10 protein-coding genes and 1 tRNA gene are annotated in these 11,344 nt (G+C 72.4%); 8 read left to right on the top strand and 3 right to left on the bottom strand.

What is annotated here, in order from left to right; all coding sequences use genetic code 11:
* The first annotated feature begins 101 nt into the window (after positions 1 to 101).
* Entirely contained in the window at positions 102 to 638 is a 537-nt protein-coding gene (locus ACYVKZ_RS14820; protein WP_460993002.1) for a YbhB/YbcL family Raf kinase inhibitor-like protein, read from the top strand.
* 84 nt (positions 639 to 722) lie between these two features.
* Here ACYVKZ_RS14820 and ACYVKZ_RS14815 read toward each other — a convergent pair whose 3' ends face one another.
* On the bottom strand, positions 723 to 1,103 hold the full coding sequence (locus ACYVKZ_RS14815) for a fluoride efflux transporter FluC (RefSeq protein WP_460993001.1): 381 nt from the start codon (positions 1,101 to 1,103) through the stop codon (positions 723 to 725).
* Positions 1,100 to 1,801: a fluoride efflux transporter FluC gene (locus tag ACYVKZ_RS14810; protein WP_460993000.1), complete on the bottom strand. Its 702-nt coding sequence runs from the start codon at positions 1,799 to 1,801 to the stop codon at positions 1,100 to 1,102. Before ACYVKZ_RS14810 ends, ACYVKZ_RS14815 begins: the two co-directional genes overlap by 4 nt.
* A gap of 79 nt (positions 1,802 to 1,880) precedes the next feature.
* Here ACYVKZ_RS14810 and ACYVKZ_RS14805 point away from each other — a divergent pair, with 79 nt between their 5' ends.
* On the top strand, positions 1,881 to 3,383 hold the full coding sequence (locus tag ACYVKZ_RS14805; RefSeq protein ID WP_460993189.1) for a lipase maturation factor family protein: 1,503 nt from the start codon (positions 1,881 to 1,883) through the stop codon (positions 3,381 to 3,383).
* Positions 3,384 to 3,469: 86 nt separating this feature from the next.
* Here the strand turns inward: ACYVKZ_RS14805 and ACYVKZ_RS14800 are convergent.
* A tRNA-Leu gene (locus ACYVKZ_RS14800) sits at positions 3,470 to 3,552 on the bottom strand.
* Positions 3,553 to 3,844: 292 nt separating this feature from the next.
* Between ACYVKZ_RS14800 and ACYVKZ_RS14795 the strand changes: the two genes are divergently transcribed.
* From ACYVKZ_RS14795 to ACYVKZ_RS14770, 6 genes are read left to right on the top strand one after another with little or no spacing between them, the layout of a single operon-like run.
* Positions 3,845 to 4,567, top strand: coding sequence for an FhaA domain-containing protein (locus tag ACYVKZ_RS14795; RefSeq protein ID WP_460992999.1), 723 nt, complete (start codon positions 3,845 to 3,847; stop codon positions 4,565 to 4,567).
* Entirely contained in the window at positions 4,564 to 5,037 is a 474-nt protein-coding gene (locus ACYVKZ_RS14790; protein ID WP_307114013.1) for an FHA domain-containing protein FhaB/FipA, read from the top strand. The genes ACYVKZ_RS14795 and ACYVKZ_RS14790 overlap by 4 nt, the downstream gene beginning before the upstream one ends.
* A 2-nt stretch (positions 5,038 to 5,039) precedes the next feature.
* Positions 5,040 to 6,737: a PP2C family protein-serine/threonine phosphatase gene (locus tag ACYVKZ_RS14785; RefSeq protein WP_460992998.1), complete on the top strand. Its 1,698-nt coding sequence runs from the start codon at positions 5,040 to 5,042 to the stop codon at positions 6,735 to 6,737.
* Complete coding sequence (locus ACYVKZ_RS14780) at positions 6,734 to 8,146, top strand: FtsW/RodA/SpoVE family cell cycle protein (RefSeq protein ID WP_460992997.1); 1,413 nt, start codon at positions 6,734 to 6,736, stop codon at positions 8,144 to 8,146. Before ACYVKZ_RS14785 ends, ACYVKZ_RS14780 begins: the two co-directional genes overlap by 4 nt.
* Complete coding sequence (locus ACYVKZ_RS14775) at positions 8,143 to 9,618, top strand: peptidoglycan D,D-transpeptidase FtsI family protein (RefSeq protein WP_460992996.1); 1,476 nt, start codon at positions 8,143 to 8,145, stop codon at positions 9,616 to 9,618. The genes ACYVKZ_RS14780 and ACYVKZ_RS14775 overlap by 4 nt, the downstream gene beginning before the upstream one ends.
* Entirely contained in the window at positions 9,615 to 11,303 is a 1,689-nt protein-coding gene (locus tag ACYVKZ_RS14770; RefSeq protein ID WP_460992995.1) for a serine/threonine protein kinase, read from the top strand. Before ACYVKZ_RS14775 ends, ACYVKZ_RS14770 begins: the two co-directional genes overlap by 4 nt.
* Positions 11,304 to 11,344 lie beyond the last annotated feature (41 nt).

Below are 11,344 nucleotides of genomic sequence, written 5' to 3'. Positions count from 1 at the left end.
CCCACCGGCGCGCCGTGCACCCTGCTCATCTCGGCACTGCGCGCCCTAGGATCGAAAGCGCGTGGGCGCACGCCCCGCTCCCCGCGAGAGAGGAGCTGCACATGAGTGGCAACGATCCCTTTGACCGGATCCCGGAGACGGCGAGCTTCACCGTCACGAGCACGACCGTCGCGGACGGCCAGCCGTGGCCGGCCCGGCAGTATTCGGGCGCGTTCGGCGTACCGGGCGGCGAGGATGTCTCGCCCCAGCTGTCCTGGTCCGGCGCGCCCGAGGGCACCAAGAGCTACGCGGTCACGGTCTACGATCCGGATGCTCCGACCCAGTCGGGCTTCTGGCACTGGGCCGTGGCGAACATCCCGGCCTCGGTGACCGAGCTGGCCGAGGGCGCGGGGACCGCCACCGGCGAGGACATGCCGGACGGCGCGATCCAGCTGAAGAACGACGGCGGCACGGCCCAGTTCGTCGGCGCCGCCCCGCCGGCGGGGCACGGGACGCACCGGTACTTCATCACGGTCCACGCGCTCGACGTCGAGGACATCGGCGTCAACGGGGACTCGTCGCCGGCCTTCCTCGGCTTCAACATCTTCTTCCACACGCTCGGGCGGGCGGGCCTGGTCGTCACGGGGAAGATCGACTAGTCACCCAGGAGCCGGCTGCGGTGCGGTGGCGGCCGCGTCTGCCCGGGGCAACCCGGCGGCCGCGGCCGCGCGGCGTCCGGGGCCTCAGCCGGCGAGCGCCGCGGCCGCCGCGAGCCCCAGCAGCGCGGCGGCCAGGCACAGCGCCATCGTGCCCACCCCGTTGACGATTGCGGCGGCCCACCGGCCGCTGAGGGCGAGGCTCACGCTCTGGTAGCTCGCGGTGGAGAAGGTCGTGTACCCGCCGAGGAAGCCGGTGCCGAGGACGGCCTGCAGCGCCGGGTCGGCCCCGGCGAGCACCGCGCCTGTGACCAGGCCCAGCGCGAAGGACCCGGTGACGTTGATGCCGATGGTCGCGAAGGGCAGCCGGCCCTTGATGCGGCGGCTCACGGCGGTGTCGAGCACGTAGCGGGCCACCGCGCCCAGGCCGCCGGCCGCCCCCAGCAGCAGGGCCACGAGCGGGCTCATCGGGGCTCCCCCGGGCTGTCCTGAGCGGAGGCCGCGCCGCCGTCACCGGATTCGCCCCCGGTTTCGGTCATTGCCCCGCGCTGGAGACCGTGGTCCTGACCGAAAGCGGGGGTGTTTTCACGGCCGGCGGGGTGGGGGCGGCCGCCGTGGGGGTGCGCCGCGACGTGCGCCTCCGCGGCCAGCCCGCGCCGGTCCTCGCGGTGCAGCCACGCCGACCCGCCGACCCCGAGGAGGGTCGCCGCCGCGCCGCCGAGCAGGCTCAGCGCGAGGTACCACACGCCGTCGGCCGCGCGGCCGGCAGTGAGGAGGCGGGAGGCGTCCACGGCGAGGGTCGAATAGGTGGTGAAGGCCCCGAGGAAGCCCGTGCCCACGGTGAGGCGGACGAGGCGGCGGGCGCCCCTGTCCGGGCCGCGCCGCGCGAGCGATTCGAGGAGCGCCCCGAGGCCCAGCGCCCCCACGAGGTTGATGGCCAGGGTCCCGAGGGGCCAGCCGCCCGGGGCGGGGATCGCGGCGCCGAGCGCCCACCGGGACAGCGCGCCGAGCACGCCGCCGACGAACACGAGGGCGAGCACCCCCGGGGAGAACGGGTGTGCGAGCCGGGCCGGGGCGGGCAGGCGGGACGGGGCGTGCGCAGCGAGCGGCGCGGGGCCGGCGTCGCGCGCGGGGCCCGGGACGGGGAGGCGGGGGTCAGAAGTCACGGCGGGTAGAGCCTACCGCCCCTCCCTGTGCCCGCGGGGCCGGGCGTAGCGTGGAGGCGTGGACGCGGCATCGGGCGTCATGGCGTGGTTCGCGGCCACCGATTCCGAGGTGGCCCGCTGGGTGCTGCAGCGCGGCGTAGCGGCCCTGTTCTTCGTGGCGTTCCTCTCGAGCCTCAACCAGTTCCCCGCGCTCGTGGGCGAGCGGGGCCTCCTGCCGGTCCCGCAGTACCTCGAAGGCTTCCACCGCCTGCGCCGCCCCAGCCTGTTCCGGTACCGGTACTCGGACCGGCTGTTCCGCTGGGCGGCCGCCGTGGGGCTCGTGGTCTCGGCGCTGCTCGTGCTGGGCGTCCCGCAGGCGGGGCCGTGGTGGGTTCCGCTGGCCGCGTTCCTGGTGCTGTGGGGGCTGTACATGTCGATCGTGAACGTGGGGCAGACGTTCTACGGGTTCGGCTGGGAGATGCTCCTGCTCGAGGCGGGGTTCACGGTCGCGTTCCTCGGCTCGGACCAGGTCCCGCCGCCGCGCCCGATCCTCCTCCTGGTGGTCTGGCTCGTGTTCCGGCTCGAGTTCGGGGCGGGCATGATCAAGATCCGCGGGGGCCCGGAGTGGCGCGACCTCACCGCGCTGTACTACCACCACGAGACCCAGCCGATGCCCGGGCCCCTGAGCCGGCAGTTCCACCTCCTGCCGAAGTGGATGCACCGCTCCGAGGTGCTCGGGAACCATGCCGCGCAGCTCGTGGTGCCGTTCTTCCTGTTCTTCCCGCAGCCGGTGGGCACCGCCGCCGCGGCGGTGGTGGTCGTGACGCAGCTCTGGCTCGTGCTCTCAGGGAACTTCGCGTGGCTGAACTGGTCCGCGATCGTCCTCGCGTTCGCCGCCGTGGGCGACGGGGCGGTGCACTGGCTGCTCCCGGCCGTCCCTGAGCGGCTCTCCTCCGCCTCTTGGAACGTCACCGCGGGCGCCGGGCGCACGACGGCGTGGCCCGCCTCGGGCGACTGGGTCGCCTGGGTGTGGGTCGGCGTCGTGCTCACCGCATCCCTGCTGCTGCTCGGGCTCTCGTGGTGGCCGGCGAAGAACCTCGTCTCCAGCCGCCAGCTCATGAACGCGGCCTTCAACCGGTGGCAGCTCGCCAACGCGTACGGCGCGTTCGGGTCGGTGACGAGGAACCGGGTCGAGATCGTGGTCGAGGGCACGCTGGACACGGTGCCCGCCGAGGACGCCGACTGGCGCGAGTACAGGTTCCGCGGCAAGCCCGGCGAGCCCGAGCGCATCCCGCGGCAGTGGGCGCCGTACCACCTGCGGCTCGACTGGCTCATGTGGTTCCTGCCGCTGCGCACCGTGCACGAGGACTGGTTCTATGCGTTCCTCGTCAAGCTCCTCGCGGCGGACCCGGCCACGCTCCGGCTCCTGCGCGAGGACCCGTTCCACGGCGAGCGGCCGCGCTGGGTGCGGGCGCGGTCGGCGCTGTACGAGTTCTCGACGCACGCCGAGTTCCGCGAGACCCACGAGCGCTGGGTCATCACGCCGCTGCGGGTCCTCATCCGCCCGCTCACCCTGCGCGAGGGTGAGGAGGCCGGGCACTGATCGGCCCGCTCCCCCTGGAGGCGGCCGCCAGCGGGCGGGGAGCAACGCAGAAGGCCCCGGTCACCGACCGGGGCCTTCTTCTTGTGTGCGCGAGGCGGGATTTGAACCCGCACGCCCTTTCGGACACTGGCACCTGAAGCCAGCGCGTCTGCCGTTCCGCCACTCGCGCGCAGCACTCCCGCCGTCCGGGCGTCACACCCGACCCTGCGAAAGCAGCGAGAACCAGCATAGCCGAGCGGTCCGCGGATTGCGAAATTGCCCGCGGAGGCCGTCGGCATGGGCGAGGATAGGGGACGGCGCGCCGGGGGAAGCGCCGTTACGCGGTCGGTACACCGCGGTTCAGACGGCACCCAGAGGCGCCCAGTAGTATCGGATGAGGACTGTGCACGCAGCGTGCGCAGCTCCGTGAAGCTGTGGCACTGCGCCCGCACCCGCGGGCCCTGGACCTGGAAGGAGGGGCCATGGGACTGCTCGACAGGCTTGAGCGCGGCATTGAGAAGGCCGTCCACGGCGTCTTCTCGACGGGTTCGAAGGGCCAGGTGCAGCCGGTGGAGATCGCCAGCAGGCTGCGCCGCGAGATGGACCGCCAGGCCTTCTCGATCGACCAGGGGCGCACGCTCGCTCCCAACGTCTTCGAGGCGCACCTCTCGGACGCGGACTTCGAGCGGGCCCGCGGCTGGGGCCAGCCGCTCGCGGAGGAGCTGTGCGACGTGGCCGTCAGGCACGCCCGCTCGCAGGGCTACACGCTGCAGGGCCCGGTCCGCTTCACGTTCCGGCACGATGCGGCGCTCAAGCCCGGCCAGTTCGAGGTCGACTCCCGCACCGAGCGGAACGACTCCCGGCCGAACCTCCCCGCCGCCCCGACCCGCCAGCCCGTGCGGCTCTCGCCCGTGCTGGAGATCGACGGTCAGCGGTACTCCGTCAACGCGGACTCGGTGGTGCTGGGCCGCTCGAACGAGGCGGACATCGTCGTCGACGACACGGGGGTGTCCCGCCGGCACCTCGAGATCCGCACCGACGGCGGCACGGCCTACGCGGTGGACCTCGGCTCGACCAACGGCAGCTACATCAACGGCCACCGCATCGAGGGCAGCGCCGTTCTCCACGACGGGACCACCATCACCATGGGACGCACCAAGATCGTCTTCCGCATGCTTCCGGCACCCCGGGGAGGGAACGCGTGAACGAGCTGACGCTCACCGCGCTGCGGCTCGGGTTCCTCCTGCTGCTGTGGCTGCTCGTCTTCAGCGTCGTGGGCGCCATGCGCCGTGACCTCGCCGTCGGCCGGCGGAACAAGACCGGCGCACCCACGGCCCGCCAGGTGCGGCGGAACCCCGAGCTCGCCGAGCCGCCCGCGCGCCAGCAGGCCCACCGCCTCGTCGTCGTCGAGGGGCCCCTCGCCGGGACGAGCCTTCCGCTCGAGGGCAGCCCCGTGCTGCTCGGGCGCGCCCAGGAGGCCACGCTCGTCCTCGAGGACGACTACGCCTCCGGCCGCCATGCGCGCCTGTTCCCGCAGGGCAGCCGCTGGTTCATCGAGGACCTCGGGTCCACGAACGGCACCTACCTCGCCGACCAGCAGCTCACCCGCGCCCAGCCCGTCGAGCTGAACGTGCCGATCCGCATCGGCAAGACTGTGATCGAGCTGAGGCCCTGACCTTGCCAGAGGCCCCGCTGATCCTGCGCTACGCGGCCCGCTCCGACGTGGGCCGGCTGCGCTCCAAGAACGACGACTCCGCCTACGCGGGTCGTCATCTCATGGTGGTCGCCGACGGCATGGGCGGCCACGCCGGCGGCGACGTGGCCAGCGCCTCGACGGTCCTGGACCTCATCCACCTCGACCACGGCGGGTACGAGGAGGGCGAGGCGGCGACCCAGCTCGCGGACGAGATCCAGACCGCGAACTCGCTCCTGTCCGAGCTCGTCAGCGCCAACCCGCTCCTGGCCGGGATGGGGACCACAGTGACGGCGCTCCTACTGTCCGAGGGGACGTTCGCGTTCGCCCACATCGGCGATTCGCGCGCCTACCGGCTGCGCGGCAACGACATCGAGCAGGTCTCCACCGACCACACCTTCGTCCAGCGCCTCATCAACGAGGGCCGCCTCCGGCCCGAGGAGGCGGAGACCCACCCGCACAAGAACGTGCTCATGCGGGTCCTCGGCGACGTGGACGCGAGCCCCGAGCTGGACCTCGCCACGTTCCCCGCGGTCGAGGGCGAGCGCTGGCTCCTGTGCTCCGACGGGCTCAACTACGTCCCCCTGCCACTCGTGCACCGCACCCTGCGGGAGATCGAGGACCCGGCCGAGTGCGCCGACCGCCTCGTCGAGCTCACGCTCGCCGCGGGCGCGCCGGACAACGTGACCGTCATCGTCGCCGACGTCGTCGCCGGCGAGGACGACGGCGAGGCCGCCCCTCCCGCGCAGGCGCCGGCCGCGGCGAGCCTCACCGCAGCAGCCGCGGCCCGCACCCCGGTGACCTCGGCGGCCGCCGCGAACCCGCCCCGGGCCAAGGCAAGCGAGCAGCCCGCCGCCGAGGAGGCACCCGCCACGGAGCCGGCCCCGGCCGCGTCCCCCGAGCCTGCCGCCGCAGAGGCCGGAGCGGCGCCCGCCCCCGAGGGCGGCGGCGAGGACGCCGGCCGCGAGGAGCCGGAGACGGACCCCAACCTCGGCGCCCACCTCTCCGCGGAGGTCCTGCGCCGGGAGCTCGACTCCCGCCCGCACGAACTCGTGGGCGCCGCCGCCTCGGCGGCCGAGACGGGCTCGCTGCCCTCGGTCGCGAGCCGCACGGCCGCGCGCCGCGCCGCCGCGATCCTGACACACCGCAGCCCGGAGCCCGAGGAGGACGCGGACGAGCCCACCCCGCCGGCCCGCCCGGTGCGGCGCTGGTTCCGGATCGGCCTCGGCGCGATCGCCGCCCTGGCCCTCATCCTCGGCGTCTGGTTCGGGTACGCCTGGACGCAGACCCGCTACTACGTCGGCGCGTACGACAACCGCGTGGCCATCTACAACGGCGTCTCGCAGCAGCTGGGCCCGATCTCCCTCTCGCACGTCCACTCGGCCACGAACATCCCGCTCGACTCGCTGAGCCCGTACACGCAGCAGCGGCTCCATTCCGGCGTGCCGGCGGACGGCCTCGAGGCGGCCGAGGACATCGTGCATGCGATCCAGGCCGACCCGAGGGGCTGCCTGCCCGGCTCGGGTGCCACCGCGAGCGCGGCGCCGTCCAGCACGGCGGCGCACGGCGCGTCGCCGTCGGCCAGCGCGAAACCCTCGGCGTCCGGCTCCGCCGCGCCCAGCGGCAGCCCGAGCGCGAGCCCGACCACCACCCCCGACCCCTGCCTGGGAGGCACCCGATGAGCGGCGTCGAGACCGTGGAGAAGCCGCGGCGCAACGTGGAGCTCCTGCTCCTGCTCCTGGCCTTCGCCGTGTCCATCGGCGCGAACACCATGAAGGGCCTGCAGGACGGCACGGCCTTCGGCAGTGACTTCTGGCTCCAGGAGGCCCTCCTGGCCGGGCCGGCCCTGGCGATCCATGCGGTGCTGCGCTTCCGCGCGAAGTATGCCGATCCGCTCATCCTTCCGATCGTGGTCACCCTCAACGGGCTCGGCCTCGCGATGATCCACCGGCTCGACACCCCGCAGACCGACTACGGCAACACGCAGGCGCGCTGGACGGTGGTGGGCATGGTCCTGGCCATCGCCGTCGTGTGGTTCCTGCGCGACCACCGCGTCCTGCGCCGGTTCACCTATATCTCCCTGATCGTCAGCGCGGTCCTGCTGCTGCTGCCCCTCGTCCCCGGCATCACCGCCGGCGAGATCAACGGCGCCCAGGTGTGGATCCGCGTGGCCGGCTCCACGTTCCAGCCCGGCGAGGTCGCGAAGATCACCATCGCCGTGTTCTTCGCCGGCTACCTCTCCACGAACCGGGACCTCATCCTGCTCGCGGGACGCCGGATCGGGAAGCTCCAGCTGCCGCGCTTCAAGGACCTCGGCCCGATGGTGGTGGCCTGGCTCGCCGCGATCGGCATCCTGATCTTCCAGCACGACCTCGGCATGTCGATCCTGTTCTTCGGCATCTTCATCTCGACGATCTACATCGCCACGAGCCGCGTGAGCTGGGCGATCCTGGGCGTGCTGCTCATGTTCGCGGGCGCGATGGCCGCGAGCCTCGCGCTGCCGCACATCCGTCTGCGCATCGACGGCTGGCTCAACGCATTCTCCCCTGACGTCTACGGGCGCACCTCGGGCAGCAGCTACCAGATCGTCCAGGGCCTCTTCGGCATGGCCAACGGCGGCCTGCTCGGCACCGGCCTCGGCCAGGGGCGCCCGGACCTCGTGCCGTTCTCCCACTCGGACATGATCGTGGCCTCGTTCGGCGAGGAGCTGGGCCTCGTGGGCCTGTTCGCGATCGTCCTGCTGTACGCCATGCTCGTCACGAGGGGCTTCCGCGCCGCCCTCGGCGCCCGCGACTCCTTCGGCAAGCTCCTCGCCTCGGCGCTCTCGGCCGCGGTCGGGCTGCAGGTCTTCGTGATCATCGGCGGCGTCACCCGGCTCATCCCGCTGACGGGCCTGACGACGCCGTTCCTCGCCGCGGGCGGCTCGTCGCTGCTCGCGAACTGGATCATCGTGGCCCTGCTGCTCGTGATCTCGAACGCGGCCCGCAGGCCGGTGGCCCAAGGACCTCTGATGGCCGACGGCGGCCCGCGGCACACCGAGCCGGCCCAGCCCGGAGACACCATGACGACGCAGGCGGTGAGGACCCGATGAACCAGGCGATCAGGAATGCGTGGATCGCGATCGCGGTCATGTTCGCCCTCATCCTCGGTGCCATCAGCTACGTGCAGGTGATCGGGGCGGACGACCTCAACAAGAACTCCTGGAACAACCGGGCGATCCTGCAGACGTTCTGCCAGGAACGCGGGCCGATCCTCGTGGCCGGAAAGCCGATCGCACAGTCCGTGGCCAGCGGCAACGACACCTGCAAGTTCCAGCGCACCTTCCCGGGCAAGGACCTCTACGCGGGCATCACGGGCTTCTACTCGAACGTGTACGGCTCCTCGGGCCTCGAGAACACGATGAACTCGACCCTCACCGGCCGCTCCGACGAGCTGCTCATGGACCGGATCCGGCAGCTCTTCCTCGGCGAGCAGCCGCAGGGGGCCTCGGTCGAGCTCACGATCGACCCGGCCATCCAGAAGCTCGCCTACGATCTCATCCCCGACGGCCAGCGCGGCTCGATCGTGGTGACGAACCCGAAGACCGGGGCGATCATCGCCATGGTCTCCAAGCCCAGCTACGACCCGAACCTCATCGCCACGCAGGACCAGGCGGCGGCGTCGGCGGCGATGCAGAAGATCCAGTCCGAGCAGGGCATCAACCTCAACCAGGGCGTCAGCGGGCCCACCGGCGCGCTGCTGGCCCCGGGCTCGGTGTTCAAGCTCGTGGACACGGCCGCGGCGCTGGCCTCGGGGAAGTACAACAAGGACTCGGTCCTGCCCAACCCGGCCCAGATGACGCTGCCGGGGACCAGCACGCAGCTGCCCAACTACGCCGGCGGCAACTGCTACACGCGGGACAAGGCGGACTTCGCCTTCGCGCTCGAGCAGTCCTGCAACACGCCGTTCGCGTCGATCGCCCTCGACCTGGGCCAGGACGCGATCGGCAAGCAGGCGGCGGCATTCGGCTACGGGCAGGACGCCGGGGACCAGCTGCATCTCGACTACTCCCCCGGGGTCTGGCCGCAGAAGCTCAACCAGGCGCAGCTCGCCCAGTCCGCGATCGGCCAGTTCGATGTGAAGGCCTCCCCGCTGCAGATCGCCCTCGTGACGAGCGCGATCGCGAACGGCGGCGTCCAGATGAAGCCCTCGCTCGTCAAGAGCATCACGGCCCCGGACCTCCATGTCGTCTCGGAGCCCAAGCCCGAGGTGCTGCGCACGTCCACGACGCCGGACATCGCCCGCCAGATCACCGAGTGGATGACCGACGTGGTCTCGCAGGGCATCGCCGGCGCGGCCGCGGTCCCCGGTGTCAAGGTGGCCGGCAAGACCGGCACGGCTGAGCTCGGTGTGACCGACAGCAAGGGCCAGATGCTGAACAACTCCTGGTTCACCGGCTTCGCCCCGGCAGACAACCCCCAGGTTCAGGTGACCGTGGTGATGGAAGGTGTGGACATCTACCAGGGCGCCGCGCTGACCAGTCCGACAGCGAGAAAGATCTTTGAGGCGGTGTTGAATAAGTGAGACCGACGTCAGGCATCACCTTGGGCGGCAGGTACCAGCTGCAGAGCCGGATCGCCATCGGCGGCATGGGCGAGGTGTGGCGTGCCCGGGACGAGGTGCTCGGACGCGTCGTCGCGATCAAGATCCTCAAGGAGGAGTACGCCGGCGACCCGAGCTTCCTCGAGCGGTTCCGTGCCGAGGCCCGCCACACCGCGCTGCTGAACCACAGCGGGATCGCCAATGTCTTCGACTACGGCGAGGCCGAGGGCTCCGCATACCTCGTCATGGAGCTCGTCCCGGGCGAGCCGCTCAGCGCCATCCTCGAGCGCGAGCGCGTCCTGTCCCCCGACCGGACCCTGAACATCATCGCGCAGACCGCCCGCGCCCTCGCCGTCGCGCACGGGCAGGGCCTCGTGCACCGGGACGTCAAGCCCGGAAACCTGCTCATCACCCCGGACCACCGGGTCAAGGTCACGGACTTCGGCATCGCCCGCCTCGCCGACCAGGTCCCGCTGACGCAGACCGGCCAGGTCATGGGCACGGCGCAGTACCTCGCGCCCGAGCAGGCCACCGGCCAGCAGGCCACCGGCTCGAGCGACATCTACTCTCTCGGCGTGATCGGCTACGAGTGCCTGACCGGCCACCGCCCGTTCTCGGGCGAGAGCCAGATCGCGATCGCGCTCGCCCAGGTCAACGACGCCCCGCCGCCGCTGCCCGAGCACCTCCCGGCGCCCGTCCGCGCCCTGCTGATGTCGATGCTGTCCAAGGATCCGCGGAACCGGCCCGCGAACGCGATCAAGCTCGCGGAGGCGGCCGAGGCCATCCGCCGGGGCGATATCCGGGCCGCGCAGGCCGCCGTGCCGGGCATGCTCCTCCAGGACGACTCGACCGAGGCGATGAACGCCGTCTCGACCGGGAAGCTGCAGCGCCAGACGGCCCCGACCGCCGTGGTCGGCGGCGCCGGCCTGGCCGCCGGGGCCGCCGCCGCCGCCGCAGCGGCGGGTGCCTCGGCCTCGCGCGGCGCGCCCGCGACGTCGGCCCTGCCCCTCATGGGCGAGGGCGGCCGCGGCGCGGATGCCGGCGTCTCGGCGAGCGAGGACGCCCACCAGCCGCTCTACGCCCCGGACGACGACGAGCAGCCCGAGCCCCCCGCCGCCCGCAAGCAGCGCAAGCGCAGCCCGCTCACCTGGCCGCTCGTGGCCCTGCTGCTCCTGCTCCTGTTCGTGGTGATCGGCGTGTGGCTCTCGAACGCGGGGCTGTTCAGCCCGTCCCCGCTGCCCTCGAGCGCACCGAGCAGTTCGAGCGCCGCCCCGAGCACGACCTCGGCCCCGCCCACGAGCGAGCCACCGAGCTCGACGGCGCCGCCGGCGCCCGCCACGGTCACGATCGTCCCGTCGAACTACATCGGGCAGAACTACACTCAGGTGAAGTCACAGCTCGAGGAGCTCGGCATGAACGTGGCACTCAACGCCGTCCAGTCGCAGACTGGAACGATGGGCCAGGTCACCGACGTCACGCCCGCGGGGCAGGTCACGGTCGGCTCGACCGTCACCGTCACCTACCTCTCCGTCCAGCCGCCGGTCACGGTTCCGTCCGCGCCGCCGAAGTCCTCCGCGCCGCCCAAGAGCAGCCCGGCGCAGTCGCAGGCGCCGTCGCAGACCTCGGGCGCGCTGCCGTCCACGCTGCCGATCACCCCGAGCAGCTGACCCTGTGACCCATTCCGCCCACCCGCCCCTGGAACGAGAGG

Source organism: Sinomonas soli (assembly GCF_054782415.1).
Note: the sequence above shows the minus strand (reverse complement) of the source record. Positions and strands in the feature narration are given on the sequence as shown.